Annotated in this window: 16 protein-coding genes; all 16 read left to right on the top strand. The window is 45.5% G+C overall.

The annotated features are described in order from the left end of the window. Nucleotides 1-2 precede the first annotated feature (2 nt). Complete coding sequence (locus tag PHV77_00165; protein ID MDD5503714.1) at nucleotides 3-1,262, top strand: O-antigen ligase family protein; 1,260 nt, start codon at nucleotides 3-5, stop codon at nucleotides 1,260-1,262. Beyond that, nucleotides 1,249-2,559 (top strand): glycosyltransferase family 39 protein, encoded by a 1,311-nt coding sequence (locus PHV77_00160; GenBank protein MDD5503713.1) that lies wholly within the window; start codon nucleotides 1,249-1,251, stop codon nucleotides 2,557-2,559. The genes PHV77_00165 and PHV77_00160 overlap by 14 nt, the downstream gene beginning before the upstream one ends. Further along, on the top strand, nucleotides 2,556-4,019 hold the full coding sequence (locus PHV77_00155; GenBank protein MDD5503712.1) for a hypothetical protein: 1,464 nt from the start codon (nucleotides 2,556-2,558) through the stop codon (nucleotides 4,017-4,019). The genes PHV77_00160 and PHV77_00155 overlap by 4 nt, the downstream gene beginning before the upstream one ends. A gap of 8 nt (nucleotides 4,020-4,027) precedes the next feature. Beyond that, complete coding sequence (locus PHV77_00150) at nucleotides 4,028-4,708, top strand: glycosyltransferase family 2 protein (GenBank protein MDD5503711.1); 681 nt, start codon at nucleotides 4,028-4,030, stop codon at nucleotides 4,706-4,708. Between the two features lie 46 nt (nucleotides 4,709-4,754). Continuing rightward, nucleotides 4,755-5,918 carry a glycosyltransferase family 9 protein gene (locus tag PHV77_00145; protein MDD5503710.1) on the top strand — a complete coding sequence of 388 codons (1,164 nt, stop codon included), beginning with the start codon at nucleotides 4,755-4,757 and terminating at the stop codon, nucleotides 5,916-5,918. A gap of 38 nt (nucleotides 5,919-5,956) precedes the next feature. Further along, nucleotides 5,957-6,958, top strand: coding sequence for a glycosyltransferase family 9 protein (locus PHV77_00140; protein MDD5503709.1), 1,002 nt, complete (start codon nucleotides 5,957-5,959; stop codon nucleotides 6,956-6,958). A 2-nt stretch (nucleotides 6,959-6,960) separates the two neighbouring features. Next, nucleotides 6,961-7,674 carry a class I SAM-dependent methyltransferase gene (locus PHV77_00135; GenBank protein ID MDD5503708.1) on the top strand — a complete coding sequence of 238 codons (714 nt, stop codon included), beginning with the start codon at nucleotides 6,961-6,963 and terminating at the stop codon, nucleotides 7,672-7,674. A gap of 1 nt (nucleotide 7,675) precedes the next feature. Beyond that, the gene (locus PHV77_00130; protein ID MDD5503707.1) at nucleotides 7,676-8,773 is read left to right on the top strand and encodes a glycosyltransferase family 9 protein; all 1,098 of its coding nucleotides are present in this window, start codon (nucleotides 7,676-7,678) and stop codon (nucleotides 8,771-8,773) included. Between the two features lie 3 nt (nucleotides 8,774-8,776). Next, nucleotides 8,777-9,424 carry an HAD family hydrolase gene (locus tag PHV77_00125; GenBank protein MDD5503706.1) on the top strand — a complete coding sequence of 216 codons (648 nt, stop codon included), beginning with the start codon at nucleotides 8,777-8,779 and terminating at the stop codon, nucleotides 9,422-9,424. A gap of 37 nt (nucleotides 9,425-9,461) precedes the next feature. Further along, nucleotides 9,462-10,352, top strand: coding sequence for a homocysteine S-methyltransferase family protein (locus PHV77_00120; GenBank protein MDD5503705.1), 891 nt, complete (start codon nucleotides 9,462-9,464; stop codon nucleotides 10,350-10,352). A gap of 55 nt (nucleotides 10,353-10,407) precedes the next feature. After that, a complete protein-coding gene (locus PHV77_00115; GenBank protein ID MDD5503704.1) occupies nucleotides 10,408-11,559 on the top strand; it encodes a glycosyltransferase in 1,152 nt (383 codons plus the stop codon). After that, nucleotides 11,556-12,287: a uracil-DNA glycosylase gene (locus PHV77_00110; GenBank protein ID MDD5503703.1), complete on the top strand. Its 732-nt coding sequence runs from the start codon at nucleotides 11,556-11,558 to the stop codon at nucleotides 12,285-12,287. The genes PHV77_00115 and PHV77_00110 overlap by 4 nt, the downstream gene beginning before the upstream one ends. A 79-nt stretch (nucleotides 12,288-12,366) precedes the next feature. Further along, on the top strand, nucleotides 12,367-14,382 hold the full coding sequence (gene priA / locus PHV77_00105) for a primosomal protein N' (GenBank protein ID MDD5503702.1): 2,016 nt from the start codon (nucleotides 12,367-12,369) through the stop codon (nucleotides 14,380-14,382). Between the two features lie 21 nt (nucleotides 14,383-14,403). Further along, nucleotides 14,404-15,342, top strand: a complete 939-nt coding sequence (gene fmt, locus PHV77_00100; GenBank protein MDD5503701.1) for a methionyl-tRNA formyltransferase — start codon at nucleotides 14,404-14,406, stop codon at nucleotides 15,340-15,342. A gap of 8 nt (nucleotides 15,343-15,350) precedes the next feature. Beyond that, nucleotides 15,351-17,375 carry a DUF1926 domain-containing protein gene (locus tag PHV77_00095; GenBank protein ID MDD5503700.1) on the top strand — a complete coding sequence of 675 codons (2,025 nt, stop codon included), beginning with the start codon at nucleotides 15,351-15,353 and terminating at the stop codon, nucleotides 17,373-17,375. 361 nt (nucleotides 17,376-17,736) lie between these two features. After that, nucleotides 17,737-18,756 (top strand): galactose-1-phosphate uridylyltransferase, encoded by a 1,020-nt coding sequence (gene galT / locus PHV77_00090; GenBank protein ID MDD5503699.1) that lies wholly within the window; start codon nucleotides 17,737-17,739, stop codon nucleotides 18,754-18,756. The last annotated feature ends 39 nt before the right edge of the window (nucleotides 18,757-18,795 follow it).

Genomic DNA, 18,795 nt, shown 5'->3' with positions numbered 1-18,795 from the left:
AGATGGAACCACGAAATATAGTTTTCATGGAAAAAATCAACAGCCTCATCCGTTTTACTCTTTATGTGATGATATTCATGTTCCCCATCGGTAAGGCGTGGGTTGAAATATGTTTTTTCGTAAGCCTGATATTATTGCTTATAAAAAGGGCCTTTGGCAGAAATCTTTGCATACCCGCCAGTATTCTCAATGTCCCGTTGATTTTTTATATCGCGGCAGGATTATTATCAGTCGCGGCAAGCGTGCATTTCGGGATAAGCCTGCGCGCGTTTTTTTCCAAATTTCTTGAAGGCATTGTCCTGTTTTTTATTGTGATTGAGGTTATAAACAAAAAGGCCCATCTCCAAATGGCCGTTAAAGCCGCTTTATGCGCGGCGGGCTTTATATGCCTTAATGGCATCATGCAGTATTATGTAACCGGCGGTTATGATTTTATATATGCCAGGCAGATGATAAGAGACGGAATAACGTCAACATTTAATCATCCCAATGACCTGGCTGGATATCTGCTCCTGGCGCTGTTTCTTACCGCGGGTGTCCTGGCTGGAGGGGCAAAAACCATATCGCGCGCCGGCAAATACACAATGAAGGATGCGCGCTTTCTCGGGCTATTATGCCTGTTTGGGTTTATCGCGCTATCTGTCATACTAACCAAATCAAGGGCGGCGTATTTAGGCGCTGTCGTTGGCGTGATATTCCTGTTATTTCTTGTGGATAAAAAGGCGCTTTTTATCCTGCTCTTGGCCTGTGCCGGCTTGGCCATAGTATATTCTTTTGTTCCGGGCAGAAATCTGGATTTGCTAAGATTAGCGCCTGATTCAATACGCGAGATGTTCCAAAACAGGACAAAGACATATCTGGATGTGGTTGACATGATAAAGGCCGGCCCGGTATTTGGCCACGGCCTGAATACTTTCATGAGGTGCTTTGAGACATATAAAAACAAGACTGTGTGGACAGGCCATATGTACGCTCACAATTGTTATCTGCAAATGGCCGCGGAGATGGGGATATTTGGATTATTGACTTTTCTGTGGGTAGTATTTACTTTATTTCGCAGGGCCTTATCGGCGCTTGGCAGGGATAGGGATGAGACGGATTTCCTTATGGCCGGCCTATTGTCCGGCCTGCTTGCTTTTCTGTCGCAGAGCGGGCTTGATACAAACTTTTATTCAGTCCAGCTCAACGCGGCATTCTGGCTGATTACGGGTATTTTAGTGTCCGCTTATAATATTAAAACAGGCCAATATGGCAACCGCTGATTATAAAGCCAACCGTTTAAACGCTAACGCGGGCATATTAATATTGCTGACGGTATTATTATTGATAAAGCTGGTGATAGTGCTGGCGGCACTGCCTAAAATAAACAGCCTGTTTCCGGGCCTATATAATATTGCCGATTTTTCAGATGATTATCACAGGATAGCGATTAATCTGATCAACGGCTGCGGGTATCGTTTTTATCCTGATACGGCTTTAACGCTTGTCAGGGGCCCCGGCTATGTGATGATACTGGCAGGCCTGTTCCGGTTTTTCGGCCCAAGCCTTGCCGCCGCCCAGGTATTTAATATATTCTTGTCAGCTCTAACGGCGTGCATTATTTTTTATCTGGCACGGCGCATGTTTAAGAACATCGCCTTGACTGTATCGGCGCCCGTTATTTTTTTATTACACCCGGCCATAGTATTTTCAGAATCAAGGGCGGGGGTAGAGTGTTTGCTGGCTTTTTTTTCAGCTTTATTGGTTTTTTTAACGTATAAGGCTTTGACGGGCCGCGGTTATTGGTATTATGCCGCGGCAGGCTGCGCGCTCGGCGCAAGCCTGCTTGTTAAGAGCACTTTATTGTTGTTTCCGTTTTTTATTATACCGGTTTTTTTTATATATAAGCGCGGCAAGGATGCCTTAAAACGGGCGGCGCTCGCTTCAGTTTTTTTTGTCGCCGCAGCATGTATTGTGTATTCGCCCTGGGTGATAAGAAATTATTATGTCACTGGTAAATTCGCGCCTGCTATGACAATTAAAGGGACGACGGCCTATCAGGGAATGTATATAAACAAGAACATATTCTCGGGCAGGGAATACCGCCAGCTAATGGACGAGGCGACAGACTGCCAGGCTATAATGGCCCAAGGATTGGGCCTGAAATTCAGGGATGGTTTTTTTCAATATTTTTTATCTGCCCGCGACGAGGTAATGTTTGACAGTTTTGTATTCAAAAAGGCAATGGCTGAATACGCCTCATCGGCGCCGTTTTTATTAAGAAGCGTATTATTTAATTTTTTAGGATTTTGGTTTCAGGGCCGGACGCATGCCGCCTCATGCATGAATTTTATATTGTCCCTGCCGCTTATAGCCTTTTCCGTAATAGGCGCTTTCAAGGGGTATAAGAGGGGCCCTGTTATTATGCTTATACTCGTGTTTTCTTTAGCGTATATATTGCCGCATCTTTTGATTTTGGGTATTGCCAGGTATTATGTTCCCCTGATTCCGCTTTTGAGCCTGCTATGCCTTTCGGCTTTTTTGCCGGCCGGGGAAACTGAAAGGTCGTTTACGATATGAAGTTAAGGCCCAACAGACATATTATTTTATTGTGCCTTTTTTTTGCCGCGGGGCTGGCAATAAGGTTTTATCAATTATCATTTTTTGAGTTTAAGAACGACCAGCTTGACGCCATAAGCCTGGGGCATGCGGCAAGGCAGGCTTGCTTTTTAATAACCCATGGAATGCCTTCAGGGGTTGGAATAAATAATCCCCAGCTTTTTATTCAGGTAATGGGGATATTGACCTGGTTTACTGAAGATCCTTTTTTGCTCACATTATGTTTCTTATTGGTGAATCTTGCGGCAATGGCCATAGCGATGCGGTATTTTTATCATTATTTGGAGCCTGTGCATGCTTTGGCCGCCGGGGTTTTATTGGCCCTTCTTCCGGCTTATATAATTTACTCAAACAATATATGGGCGCAATGCCTTTTGCCATTACCTATGATATTATTTAATCTATGCCTTTGCAGGTTTATCAAATACCGCCTGAGCCGCGATTTTTTCTTCTGCTGTATGTGCGTTATTTTAGCGTGCGGATTGCATATGTCGGGTTTCTTTATATTGCCGGCTTTGGCAATAGTTTTTTATGTATATCGCAAAGCGATAGACAAGAGGGTGCTAATGGCAGCCGCCTGCGCGGGATTATTTTTGTTCGTGCCCTATTTTTTTCATCTGTTTTTTGAAGGCGAGCTTAAGAGGTTTATTTCGTATGCCGTATCGCCGGACCGTGATTTTCCATGGAAGGCTATTGTCATGCACCTGCGCATGTCTTCTTTTGAGTTTTTCAGGTCTTATTTTAGATATGACTTTAACGCAGTATTGAAAGAAGCGGCCTGCCATGCCGGCTGGCCGCTGTATGCGTTTGCCCTGGCCCTGCCCGGGTTTTTTATATTCGGATTTTATAATTATCTTTCATGGCTTTTTAAAGGCCGCAGGTTGTTCGCTCAAAGCCCTGATAGCGGCGGGGCTATGCCCATACCTGTGCAGATATCGGGTTTTCTTGTTATTGTCCTGACAGCAGGGTTTATGTTCTGCAGGGTGCGCACTCCGGCGCATTATTTTATAATTCTTTTTCCGGCCCATGCCGTGATCGCGGGTTTTGCCGTTTCCAGACTATGGCACAAGTCCTGGGGCAGGGTTTTGGCCGCGGCAGGCATATCTTCAACCCTTATATTATTAGTATTTACTTTGGTATTTCTCCAAAGGGCGGGAGGGCATTATTACGCGTATGGCATATCGTATAAGAAAATGCTCCAATGGCGGCAGGAGATAATATCCGCCAGCCCTCCCGGGCATTATCTTGACCTGGATATACATTTTATCGGTAAAGGAAAAGACGACAGGCAGACCGCTTACGCGCTTCTTGGCGCTGACGCAGGCTCAAAAAAGCTTAAGCGCCCTTTGCCTGCCGATCTTGATATATATTGGAATGACAGCCCAATGCGTTATGAATACGCGCTAAGGGTTAAACAATAAGGCATAATATGCCAACACTATCGGTTTTGGTACCGGTTTATAACGAGTCTAAGACTATTCGTAAGATCATTGAAGATGTCCGGCGAGTGGACATTGACAAGGAGATCATTCTTGTTGATGATTGCTCAACAGACGGGACAAGGCGCATACTTGATGAGTATTACGGCAGTCTGGACCGCGTTAAGATTATCTATCATAAAAAAAATCAGGGCAAGGGCGCTGCCGTAAAAACAGCCTTGGAATATGCCAAAGGGGATTATTCTATTATACAGGACGGAGATCTTGAATATGACCCAAAGGATTATAAGTTGCTGCTGCGCGCGGCATTGGCCGGCGGCGCTGACATAGTATACGGGTCCCGCTTTTTAAAAACTTGGCGATGCACGTCACTGCCGCATTTTATTGTTAATCGAGCGTTGACTATGGCCACTAATATTTTATACGGTTCAAAGCTTACTGATATGGAGACCTGCTATAAGCTGATAAGGACGGATATATTCAAGGCTCTTAGGCTTAGGTCGGACCGTTTTGATATTGAGCCTGAAATAACGGCAAGGCTTTTAAGGAAAGGCTGTAAGATCATTGAAGAGCCTATATCATACAAAGGCAGGCCGTATCATGAAGGGAAAAAAATCACGTGGAAAGACGGTTTTATGGCCCTGTGGACATTGTTAAGATTCAGGATTTAGGCAGGCCGTTTTCTGACGGTATCGTATAAGGATGGAGTTATCGCGAATGGATTATATATTTAAAAACAGGGCGGGTATTTTTTTTATGTTTCTGTTTGACCTGATAGGAGGGTTTATTTTTTTGCCTTTTTTACTTTTTAAGAAAACCAGGCCCGGAAACGTAGGCAATATACTTATTATAAGGTTAGACGATATATCTGACGTAATATTTTCAACCGTGGCGGCATTGAATTTAAAGGCGCATTACAAGGGCGCTAAGATCACCATGCTGACTAATAGTTTTGCCCGCGATGCCGTTATTGATAACCCCCACATTGATGAAATTATATGTTATGACGCTCCATGGCTTTGCCAAAGAAATACTAATAAGTTCAGCCTTACGGGATTTCTAAAATTGGCAAATGAGCTTAAAGGCCATAGATATGACATTGGCGTTGATCTTAAGGGAGATATCAGGCATATATTTCTTATGGCTTTGGCCGGTATCAAATTCAGGATAGGATATGGGGCCATGGGAGGAGGGTTCCTGCTTCATAAGAAAGCCCAGTATATGCCTTACCTGCACAATATAGAGCAAGGTTCAAACCTATTGAAAGAACTGGGTGCCGGAATTACTGAAAATAAGCCGAAATTATATATATCAGCCGCAAATGAGGGCATAGCACGGAGTATTCTTGACGATGCCGGGATACAAAACGGAGATTTTGTAGCGGTAATGCACACGGTTGCCGATTGCCCGTCTAAAAACTGGCTTGACAGAAAATTTGCCGCTCTCGCGCGGGTTATTCGCGAGCAGTATAATGCCAGGATAGTATTGCTTGGAGATGAAAGCGATAAGCGTAAAATCAATGAGATGGCGGCCTTAAGCGGAGTTGATATAATAAATGCCTGCGGCAAATGTTCTTTTCAGGTTATGGCCGCGCTGATAAAAAAGGCCTCTTTATTTGTGGGCATAGACGCCTTACCGGCCAATCTGGCCGCGCTTCAGGGGGTAGCGTCTGTTATACTTTGCAGCTGCGCCTGGCCGGATGATAAATGGCCGGGCATAGAAGAAAAGGTTGTCAGGATACGAAGGGACATATCCTGCAAAGGATGCTATATGCCTGATTGCGCCCAGAATATATGTATGGATCTGATTTCAGTTGATGATGCGGTAGAAGCTGTCGCTGATGTGCTTGAAGCAAGGCATAAGAACATTAAGGCCTTTTGACAGGTTTTATATTTGGCCAAAAACGGTAAACCGGACAGATGAATAAAAGCGGCATTATCAGAGATATAAAGAAAGCGGTGATAATCAGAACAGACAGGATAGGTGAGGTTTTGCTTTGCACGCCTGTTATAGACGCTCTGATGTGGAGTTTTCCGGGCGTGAAAATCAGTTTTGTCACATCCGATTATTCAAAGGATATTATTACAGGCAGGCCGGATATTGAACGCGTTATTATTTTTAGCACCATAGGCTGTAACCAGAGTTTTTTTAAAGCCCTTAGATTGGCGTGGACGCTGAAGGCCGGTTCTTTTGACATGGCTGTTGTGCTAAATCCTCATAAGCTGCTGCATCTGGCAGTTTTTTTGGCAGGCATAAAATACAGGGTGGGTTTTGACAGAAAATGGGGATTTCTTTTAAACGCGAAAGTTACAGATAAACGCGACGAAGCGGAGTATCATGAGGCAGAGTATAATCTGCGGCTATTAAGGGCTGTTGATGTTTATAGAGACGGTATCTTGCCTTCCATGTCTTTCCTGCCGCAGAGATTAACCCGCGTGCGCGCCATCTTAAAAGAGCAGGGTTTGTCCGGGGACAGAAAGGTAATCGTAATTCATCCGGGAAGCAGTAATCCGTATAAGATATATCCCGCGGAAAAATTTGTTGTTATAATTAAGGCTTTGGCTTATGCCAAGGCCGCGGACATAGTCTTGATAGGCCATGCCGGAGAAAGAGCTTTATGCGACCGGATAGCGGCAGATTCCGGACAGGGCGTTTATAACCTGTGCGGATTTTTTGACCTTAAAGGCCTGGCGGCTTTATTCCAATGCGCCGATCTTTTTATAACAAACGATAACGGGCCGATGCACATAGCCGCTTGTTCCGGGACAAGAGTGCTGGCGCTGTTTAACAGAAAGGCAAATGGCTCAAACCCGCGCAGGTGGTCTCCTTGCGGCAAGGGCCATGTTGTTTTGTACAAAACGTTCAGCGAGCTTGAGCCTGAAGAGGTCATTGAACAGGCCAGGTTGATGCTGAAGGAGTGAACATGGAACAGATGGATTATTTTATTAATCAGCCCGTGTTTTTAAAATACAAGCGCGGGTTTGATCTTAAGCGGATGCGAAGGAAGGCTTTTATAAAAAGCGCGACACTAAATGAGCGTGTTATTGAAATACCGTTTGCTATAAAACAGATAAGCGCTATGCCCGCGCCCTGCAGGGTCCTGGACGTCGGATGCATGGAGAGCGAACTGCCCCTGTTTATGGCAGGCCTTGGTTATGATGTCACGGGTTTTGATTTCCGGCATTATCCTTGCCGCGTGCCGAATTTCAGATTTGTCCAGGGGGATATACTTGATCTGCCTTTTGATGACAACAGCTATGACGCCGTGACCTGCATCTCAACCATTGAGCATATAGGCATAGGTTTTTATAATGACCCCAAGGGCATGACGTCAGAGCCTGATATAAAGGCAATGGCCCAAATAAGCCGGGTGTTAAAACCGCAAGGGCTTTTGGTCTTGACGGTGCCTTTCGGGATTTTTTGCGTTAACAAACACCAGCGCGTTTATGATACGCCAGCCGTCAAAAGGCTTTTGTCGGGATTTAAGATAGAAAGCGCGGCGTATTATAAAAATACGAAACCGGCTTTGGCGAATAATTACTGGAAAGAGATCAGCTGCCAGGAGGCGGATTCCGTTGATTGCAGACAGGCGGCCGATTGCGTTGCCTGCATAAGCGCCTTAAACAGAAAGAAATAATGTGGCCAGGGCAAAGGATAGAAGAATACTTCTAATAAACCCGTTTGGCATAGGTGATGTAATATTTACCACGCCGGTTATTCAGTCTATAAAATCAGCTTTTCCCGGCAGTTATATCGGATATCTATGTAATAAAAGGACTGCTCCGATTTTGTTTTCAGACCCGAGCGTGGGCGTGGTGTTTGTTTTTGAAAAAGACGAATACCGCCGGTTGTGGCAATTGTCAAAAACCTCCTGCATAGCCTCTGCCTGGCGCCTTTTCAGGCGCATAGGAAGAGAACGCTTTGACACGATGCTTGACTTTTCCATGGCCAGGGAATATAGTTTTTTTTCCATGCTTGCGGGTATCAGGCGCAGGATAGGTTACAACTATAAAAACAGAGGCGTATTTCTGACCGATAAGGTTGAGATCGCGAATGGATATTGCGGCAGGCATGTGGTAGATTACCATAAGAGTTTACTGGCTCTTTTAAATCCAGCAATTGATTTACAGGCAATACCCAAGGTCTACGTCTTGGAAGAGGACATTAGGAAAGCCGGCAGCCTGTTGCGCTCTTGCGGCATGGATTTAACGGATAAATATTTATGTGTCATGCCCGGCGCCGGCGCGAGTTGGGGCTTGACGGCTTTCAGGAGGCGATGGCCTATTGAAAGATTCGCCAGCGCCGTATCGCGGTTAGCAGGCAAATTACCGCTTAAGATAGTGCTTTTGGGCAGTCCTGACGAGAGCAAGTTATGCGATTTTATAAAAGAGGCAGTCCCCGCGGTGGTAAATCTGTGCGGCAGGTGCTCACTTATGGAATCTGTGGCGGTTTTAAAGCACGCCAAGGTTTTGCTTACCAATGACGGCGGCCCACTGCATATGTCTGCCGCGACAGGGACAAAGACAGTTTCCATATTCGGCCCGGTTCCTGAAAATGTTTATGGCCCGTATCCTGACTGCGGCAGATATATTATATTAAGAGACAGGTCTTTACCGTGCTCGCCTTGCTATAAAAATTTTAATCTGCCTGCATGCGATGATTTGAAATGCCTTAACAATATAAGCGTGGATATGGCCGTGGAGGCCGTGGAGGATTTATACCAAAGAGATATATAAGCTATGGCTGTCAAAGGCGGTAAAACCGATATTTTAAAAGCCGTAAGAAAAGGAAAAATAGGGATCATGAAAAGAATAGTATTTTTAGACAGGGACGGAGTGATTAATGTAAATCCCGTTTACCGCGATTATGTAAAAAGGCCTTCGGAATTTAAATTTCTCCCTGGTTCGCGCAGGGCCGTAAAACTGCTTAATGAGGCGGGGTTTTTGGTTATGATAATATCTAACCAGACCGGGGTGGGCAAGGGCCTTTATACCGGAGAGGATTTAAAACGGATTACGGAAAAGATGACAAAAGGCTTTGCCAAAAGCGGCGCCCGGCTTGATAAGATATGCTATTGCATACATCACCCTGATGCCGGATGTTTATGCCGTAAGCCAAAAACAGGAATGCTTAAAAAGGCTGTGGCAGGGATAGCCTTTGACAGAAAGAATTCTTATTTTATAGGAGACACGGAAAGGGATATGCTTGCAGGCCGTGCCTTTGGCCTGAAGACAATAGCCGTTCTGTCGGGATATTGTTCAAAAAAAGATATAAAGGATTGGAGCATTAATCCTGATTTTGTGTCAAGGAATTTATATTCTTCCGTAAAAGACATAATCCTGGCAGAGCGTAAATTGCTCCGGTGCCTTTGTCGCTGCCATAAATAACTTTTTTTGCCGAAAGGGTTCCGGCAGGAGGCTTAAAATGAAGGATATTAAAAAAAGGCTTATCAGAGAGGTATTGGTTTGCGATGGCGCGATGGGGACTATGCTTATGCAAAACGGCATGCCAGAGGGGGAATGCCCGGATTACTGGGGCATGGTAAATCATAAGAAACTGCTTGATATACACAAGTCCTATATACAGGCAGGAGCCGATATGATAACAACAAATACTTTTGGCTCCAACTGGTTGAAGCTTAAGAGGTTTAGCCTGCAGGACAAGGTGCGGCAGATAAACACGATTTCTGCCGAACTTGCCAGGCAGGCCGCCCGGGACAAGGCCTATGTGCTCGGTGATATAGGCCCCAGCGGAGAATATATAAAACCTGTGGGAGATATTGAGTTTGACCAGATGTATAATATTTTTGCCGAACAGGCGCGGACACTTGAAGACGCGAGGGTTGATCTTATTTTATTAGAGACATTTTACGATATGCAGGAATTAAACTGTGCTATACTTGCCGTGAAGGATAATACGAAATTGCCTGTTATCGCCAGCATGACTTTTCAGCGGTTAAAGGACAAAAGCTTTAAAACAACATCAGGCATAAATATAGCCTGTTTCGTTGAACAGGCCGTTAAAGCGGGAGCTGATATTATAGGTTCCAATTGCACAGTCACCGGCATTGATATGGCGGATATTGTTTTAGGGATAAAAGAGCAGAAAGCGTCAGCCATTATAGCCCAGCCAAACGCGGGAATGCCGAGAATGGAATCGGACAGGATCGTATATGACGAGACTGCCGAATGCTTTGGCAAGCACACGATTTCTCTTATTGAGAAAGGCGCCAATATTATCGGAGGATGCTGCGGCACGACGCCGGAACATATAAAAAGTGTAAGGCGCGCGGTAGACGCGCATAAAAGGCCCTGAAAACCGATTTTGTCTTGCAGGTGTTTCCTGCTCCGCGAAAAAGCGGTGTCAGGATATGATACAGATATGGGGTAATGATATGAAAAAAATACTTGTTATATACGCTTCTGCTGGAGACGGCCATAAGAAGGCCGCCGAGGCTATATACAAAAGCCTGCTTTATTATAAAGCAGATGTCCTGGTAATGCCTATTGATTCATTGAATTACACGACCAGGTTTTTTAAGTTTTTTTATAAAAGGACATATATTATAATGATAAAAAAGTTTCCCTGGCTTTGGGGATTTTTTTACAGGCTTTTAAATATCAGATTTTTCTTCGTGCTTGCCTCATTGTTCAGGATGATTGCCAATATCGCGAATTCAAAAAGGCTTGCTAAGTTTCTGCGCGCAGAAAACTTTGACGTTATTGTTTCAACCCATTTTTTTGCCCCCTATATTATATCAAGGCTTAAGAAAAAGGGTTTGATAAAATCCAGGCTTATAAATGTTATTACTGATTTTATGCCTCATCTTTACTGGATATCAGATTGCGTTGACATTTACACGGTGGCCGCAAACGAAACGGCCTTAGGCCTTGAAAACATGGGCGTTACGCGGGAAAAGATTATGCCTCTGGGCATTCCGGTAAGAAAGCAGTTTTTAACTGTTACGTTGAAACAACAGGCCCGGGCAAGGCTTGGATTGGACAGCGGCAGATTTACCATACTTATGATGCGTGGAGGCCTTGGCGTTGGCCCGGTTATCCAGATACTGAAACGCCTGCGCGCCTTAACTTTTAATCTGCAAGTCATAGTTGTTTGCGGCCATAATACAGCCCTGCGCAGTCAGGTAAGCGCTGTAGATATGGGCCCGGGGAAAAATATCCAGGTAACGGGCTTCAGCCATGATGTGGCACAGCTTATGGCGGCAAGCGATATTATGGTCAGCAAAGCCGGAGGTATTACGGTAGCAGAGGCCCTATCAATAGGCCTGCCTATCATATGTTTCAATCCCATACCCGGGCAGGAACAGGCCAATGCACTTTTTTTAACGGAAAATAATATCGGTTTTAAGGCGAAAACCCTGAATGATATAAACGCGATCATAGAAAATGTCCGGCATAATCCTGCCAGCTGTAATGAGCTTGAAAAACGCATAAGGCAGGCAGGCAAGCCTTCTGCCGCTATTGACATAGCCGGTTTGGCGCTTGGAATGTTAAAAAGATGAATGGTTACTACAAAGATTTAGAAAAAGATCTTAAGAGCTATATGGATTTTGAAAAAGAATCCGGTATGGCAGATGACGTGCTGTCAGGGCTTATTAAGCCTATGCCTTTTGCGAATTGTTCCGACTCGCCCGGCGGCGGCATTTTCACCGCCCATAATGTTTACACCGCGCAGGACAAAGCCCGGGCCATGGATACGTTGAAGGCGGCTGTTCTTGAATGCTCCAGGTGCCGGTTATGCAAAAGCAGGAGAAATATTGTTTTTGGAGAAGGGTCATACGATGCCAGGCTTATGTTTATCGGCGAAGCTCCGGGGCTTAATGAAGACATACAGGCAAGGCCTTTTGTCGGCAAAGCAGGAGAGCTTTTGTCAAGGATTATAGAGGCTATAGGCCTGCGCAGGGAAGACGTCTATATAACCAATTGTCTTAAGTGCCGCCCTCCGCAAAACAGAAACCCTCTTCCGGACGAAATAGCGTCCTGCAATGAATTTTTTATGCGGCAGATTGATATTATAAAGCCGGTTATTGTGTGTTGTTTAGGAAAGTTCGCGGCGCAGACGATACTTTCAAGCCAGGAGCCAATATCAAAACTACGCGGCAGATTTTACGAGGTCAAAGGAGTAAATGTGCTGTGCACATTTCATCCCGCTTATCTTTTGCGTAATCCGCAGGACAAGCGCCTGGCCTGGGAAGACATGAAAAATGTCCGCGATATGTTAAAAGCGTGAGGCAGTTGCCTGCCGCAAGGGCTTTTATTGCGGGCTGGCCCGGATAATTTTTAAAAAACAAAAAAGGCGTTTTTAATACGTGAATATTACAGGTAAAAATCATTTATACGCAAAAGTTCTTGTAAACCTTCCGGTTGAAGGGCCTTTTGATTATGAAGCGGGCGAGGATACGCGAAAAGATATCGCTTTAGGCAAAAGGGTCTGGGTAAATTTCGGCCCGCGCAAAACAATAGGTTATGTAATCGGATTATCCGATAAGACGGATTGCGAAAGCGTCAAACCCGTTCTGGCGGTTATTGATAAAGAACCTATATTGCGTGAAGACATACTTCAACTTACCAAAGAGATATCGCGGCATTATCTTTGTTCGTGGGGCTCGGTGGTGGGCGCGGCGGTACCATCAAGCCTTAAGAAAGGCAATGTCTCGGTTAAGTGCAGGGCCAAGGAGGATGATTACAGCGCTATAAAGCCTTCATCGGCGTTTGCTCCGACGAAAGAACAGTTTGACGCGCTTAAAGCCATAAACAAGGCTGTGGATGCCGGTTTGCACGAAGTCTTTCTGCTCCACGGCGTTACGGGAAGCGGAAAAACCGAAGTTTATATGCAGGCTATAGGCAATGCGCTTAAAAAAGGCGGCGGTTGTATTGTGCTTGTGCCGGAAATATCGCTTACGCCGCAAGCGGTGGAGAGGTTTAAGGCCCGCTTCGGGGACAGTGTGGCGGTTTTTCATAGCCGCCTGACATCAGGCCAGAAATACAATGAATGGAAAAAATTGGCGGATGGCTTATGCCATATCGTAGTAGGCGCGCGCTCGGCGGTTTTCGCGCCCGTCCGGAACCTGGCTCTTGTAATAGTTGATGAAGAGCACGATACTTCATATAAACAGCAGGACGTGCCGCGATACCATGCTGTTGACGCGGCAGTTATCAGAGCCAGGATTTGTTCCGCCGCGGTTGTGCTGGGCGGCGCGACCCCATCGCTTGAATCATACTATAAGGCTGTGTCGGGCGGTTACAAACTGCTCTGTTTAAGCGAGAGGATAGAAAAAAGGCCATTGCCCAAAGTACGCATACTTGACATGCGCCAGGAAATAGTGGAGCGCGGAAAAAAAAGAATAATTTTTTCCAGGGCCCTTATTGAAGGCATGGAGAAGATTGTCCGCAACAATGAACAGGCTATACTTTTTTTGAACAGGCGCGGGTTTTCTACCTATGCCTTTTGCAGAAAATGCGGCCATGTGGAAAAATGCGGAAAATGCAATGTCGCGCTGAATTTTCACTCTGACACGGACATACTGCTTTGCCATTATTGTAATTTCCAGAAAAAGCCTGTTAATATCTGCCCCGCGTGCGGTAAGGGTTATATAGATTATTTTGGTTTTGGGACACAGCGCGTGGAGAGCGAATTGAGCAGGTATTTTCCCTCTTTGGAGGTAAGCAGGATGGACACCGATTCAACCAAAAAGCGCGCCTCCCACGCCCAAATATTAAGCAGGTTCTCAAGCGGAAAAACCCGGGTGCTGATAGGGACTCAGATGGTCGCCAAGGGCCATGATTTTCCCATGGTCACGCTTGTTGGAGTTGTTTTAGCAGATACGTCGCTTAACCTGCCTGATTTCAGGTCTGGAGAAAGGACGTTTCAATTGCTTACCCAGGTCGCGGGCCGTTCCGGCAGAGGACAGGCCCCGGGCGAAGTGATCATACAGACTTATATGCCTAATCACTATGCGATCCAATGCGCGCTGAACCATGATTACCATGATTTTTATAAGAGAGAGCTGGCTTTCAGGAAGGAGCTTTGCCTGCCCCCGTTTTCAAATATCATTAATTTGTGTGCGCGTTCCTTCAAGGAAGAAGATGCCCGCAGGGCCTGCCAGGCCCTGGCCGCGCATATATTAAGCAAAAGGCCTATAGGGTTGATAGAGCTCTTGGGCCCCTGCCAGGCCATGGTTTACAGGTTGCGCAGGCAATATAGATGGAATATAATATTAAAGGTCAAGGGCCTGGCGGAATTCAATCCATCGCTCAAGGCTTGTTTAAAGGAATTTAGGAAACCCGGCGGGGTAATACTTACGGTAGACGTAGACCCTGTATAAAATTTTTATACGGATAAGTTGATGAGAATAATATATTTCGGGACATCAGAATTCGCCGTGCCTTCTCTTAAGGCATTGGCTGAAGGCAGGCATGGCATTGCCTGCGTGGTTACCCAGCCTGGCAGAAACAAAGGCAGGCATCTTAGGCCGGCCCAAAGCCCTGTGAAGGAGTGCGCCCGCGCCCTGTCGTTAGAGACAATGGAGTTTGATGACGTGAATTCAGGCACTGCTATTAAAGCCCTGCGCGGTTTGGACGCTGATATTTTTGTCGTTTCAGCATTCGGACAGATATTCGGCCAAAGACTGCTTGCTCTTCCGAAACTGTATCCGGTCAATATACATGCCTCAATTCTACCCTGCTATAGAGGGGCATCACCGCTACAAAGGGCCATTATCAATGGAGATGAAAAAAGCGGTATCACCATTATTGTTATGAATGAATTTTTAGACCAGGGCGATATTATAGCGGTCGAGGAAACGGTTATTACTGACGCGGATGACGCGGTGGTATTGTCGCGCAGGCTTGCCGGGCTTTCGGCCCAGCTTATCGTAAAGACGGTTGACAGAATAGAGTCGGGCATGGTAAAGTTAATACCCCAGGACAGCGCGCGCGCTACATACGCGCCGAAGCTTACGAAAGCAGACGGGCTTATTTGCTGGGATCAATGCGCCGACGATATTTTGAATAAGATACGGGGCTGTATGCCCTGGCCCGGCGCGTATACGTTTATGAACAAAAAATTGTTGAAGATAATCAAAGCGCGCAAATACTTTTTGGAAGACGGCCGCGGCCCGCTTATGCACGGCCGCGTAATGGTTGTATCGGATACAGAGTTAGTGGTTTCTTGCAAGGGTTCAGCCATTATACTGGACGAGCTTCAGCTTGAAGGCAGGCGCTGTCTTAAGGCGGCGGAATTTTTAAGAGGATATAACATAAAGCAGGATATAATACTCGGATAGGGGAGAACATGGAAAAAGAATTTAACTTTTTAATGGCAATACATTTTCATCAGCCGGTGGATAATTTTGGTTTTGTTTTTGAGGAAATATCGGATAAGTGCTATGAGCCTTTTCTCTACGCGATACAGGATTTTCCTTCCATAAAGTTTAATCTGCATTACAGCGGCCCTTTGCTTGAATGGTTGAGGGATAACAGGCCAAATGTCCTTGATCTTATTGCCCGTTTGGTTGAATCCGGACAGGTGGAGATAATAAGCGGCGGGTTTTATGAGCCAATACTTTCATCAATAAGCTATCAGGACGCCGCGGGGCAGATAGCTATGATGACCGGTTTCCTGAAGGCGAATTTCAAGTCATTGCCCCAGGGGGCATGGCTGGCCGAAAGGATATGGGAACCGCAGATACCGGAAATACTGTCGCAGGCGGGCATAAAATACACTATAGTTGATGACCAGCATCTGATCTATGCCGGCTGTAAAGAGGGCCAGCTGTACGGCCACTACATGACGGAATATAACGGCAAAACGATTAATATTATCCCGTCGGATAAGCCGTTAAGATATGCCATCCCTTTCCGTCAGCCCCAGGCCAGCATTGATTATTTCAGGAAGATAATGAAGGACTACGGCAAATACACGGTCTGTTATGGTGATGACGGCGAGAAATTCGGCGCCTGGCCGGGCACCTATAATGCTGTTTACGAAAAGGGCTGGCTTAAAAAATTCCTTCAGCTCCTTGAGAAAAATTCATCGTGGGTGAAGACATGGAAGATATCGGATTATTTAGGCCAGGCCCGGCCCAACGGCATTATATATATACCCAATGTTTCGTATGAAGAAATGAATGAATGGTCATTGCCCTCCGATGCCGCGCAATCCCTTGAAGCGCTGAAGCAGCATTTAAAAAAATATAACCTGCTGAATAAATACAGCCTGTTTTTAAGGACCGGGACATGGAAGAATTTTATGATAAAATACCCGGAGGTAAACCATATACATAAAAGGGTGGCGCTCGCAAGCAGGAGGCTTTATGCCGTTGAGTCATCCGGGGCGCTCGAGGCCCAGCCTGCCAAAAACGCCGGTTCCGACCTGTTGACAAGGGCGAAAAGGGAAATATACAAGGCGCAATGCAATTGTGTTTATTGGCATGGGGTATTCGGAGGCCTGTATCTTTATCACCTGCGCGCTTCTCTTTTCAAACATCTGATTGAGGCCGAGAAACTTCTGGACGCGCTGGAGTCAAAGAAAGAGCCCCGGCTGGAGATAGACGAGGTTGATTTTAATTGTGACGGAGAAAACGAATTGATAGTTTCAACGTCAAAAAACACTATCATTATTGACAATGCCCAGGGCGGGATCGTGACTGAATGGTCATTGAAAACCAAACCCCTTAATATCGTCAATACGCTGTCAAGGCGGCGGGAGCCATATCATAAAAAGGCCAAGAAGAAGGTATTTTATGATAATTACAGGCGGGGATTATTCATAGATCATTTCTTAAGCCCTGATATCAGCCTGAAGTCGCTTAAGCATAACCAGTATAGAGAGTGCGGAGATTTTGCCCAGGCCCGTTATCAGGTATCTGATACCAGGCCCGCCGACGGCATAAGTGTTTTTAGGCAGGGTATTGTTGACGGCAGACAGATTGTGCTAAGGAAGGTCTTTACTTTTGGCAAAGAGAAAGAAACGGTCAGGGTCAACTATCAATTTGACAATCTTTCCTCAAAATCTCTGGAATTTTTGTTCGCGCCCGAATTAAATTTTTCCATAACACAAGACGACAGAGAGACAAGTATACCAAATACCGAATCTATTAAATTCCACGATAAGATTGAGGGCATAAGAGTGGACCTGGATTTCTCACAGCCGGCTTTTCCCGTATTCAGATACCCTGTGTACACTTTGTCTCAAACGCAGGAAGGGCTTGAAGACAATTACCAGGCAACATGTATTATACCGGTATTCCGGTTGTCTGTCGGAAAAGATTCCTCAACGGGCGTAGGCGTGGGCATATCCATAAAAGACAATTTATAATTTTCTAAATTCTCTTCGCCGGAATCTCACCGGGTGTAGAGAATTTTTGGCCTAGGCCGGTATTAGAGTTTTTGTCTTTGACGGTTATTTCCCCGTGCCCAATTCAGAATAATGGTAAAAAATATTTTATTTTTTTATCAAAAATGATTTTGGGCCCGGACTTAAAAAATTTTGGTTAGGCCAAAAACGGTGTTATTAGCGTAACCGGACATTGTCAAGAGCATGGGACCGTTAAGGACTCGGCAGGGTTTCTATCGGAGGCCTAAATTGTTTTAAAAAAATCTCTTGCGCTTATATTCTTATATGTTATAATAACACACTAATATAATCTGAAACCTTTATCTATAACAATCAGGATGATATGCCCCAACTGCGCAAAGACCCCGTTATCGGCCGCTGGGTTATTATAGCGACAGAACGCGCCAAAAGACCCAATGATTTCAAACAAATGTCGGCGGATATAACCGAGGTGATGCCTTGTCCGTTCTGTGAAGGCAATGAAGGGCTTACGCCTCCGGAAATAAGAGCCGTCAGAAGGCCTGGGTCAATACCTAATGGCCCAGGATGGGATGTCAGGGTAGTGCCTAATCTGCATCCCGTGTTACGAATAGAAGGCAATTTAGACAAACAGCCTCATGGCATATATGATATGATGAGCGGCGTGGGTGCCAATGAAGTTATTATTGAGACCCATGAGCACACGGAACACATGAGTTCTTTGAAATACGAACAGATAGCCAAGGTCTTAATGGCCTATAAGGAAAGAATAGCTGATCTTGAGGGTGATACGCGGTTTAAATATGTTCTTGTGTTCAAAAATCATAAGCCTGCCGCGGGAGCGACAAAAATAAAACATTGCCGAAGCCAGCTTATAGCCCTTCCAGTCTGCCCCAAGAGCGTCAAAGGAGAGCTGATAGGGGCCAAGAGGTATTTTGAGTATAAAGATAGATGTGTTTTCTGTGACATTATTTCACAGGAGCTCAACGATAAGAGCCGGCTCATACTGGACATAGACGGCTTTGTGGCCATATCCCCTTTTGCCGCGCGGTTTCCGTTTGAGACATGGATATTGCCCAAAAAACATTCCGCGGATTATACAAGCATAACCGACGAGAGCGCCAATGAACTTGCCAAGATTCTTAAGGAGGTATTGTCCCGCATGCACCGCCTGCTTTCCGATCCCCCGTTTAATTATATCATTCACACGGCTCCTTACAGGCGTATGAAAAAAGGTTACTGGGCTACGATTGAGAACGATTACCACTGGCATATTGAGATAATACCGCGCCTGACAAGGGTGGCGGGTTTTGAATGGGGCACGGGTTTTTATATAAACCCAATGCCCCCGGAAGACGCCGCTAAATTTTTACGCGAGGCGTAATATCACGCGTTTTATGCGCGCAATTTACGCGGCTGTTCT

This window comes from Candidatus Omnitrophota bacterium (genome assembly GCA_028716165.1).
Taxonomy (GTDB): Bacteria; Omnitrophota; Gorgyraeia; order JABMRG01; family JABMRG01; genus JAQUQI01.
Note: the sequence above shows the minus strand (reverse complement) of the source record. Positions and strands in the feature narration are given on the sequence as shown.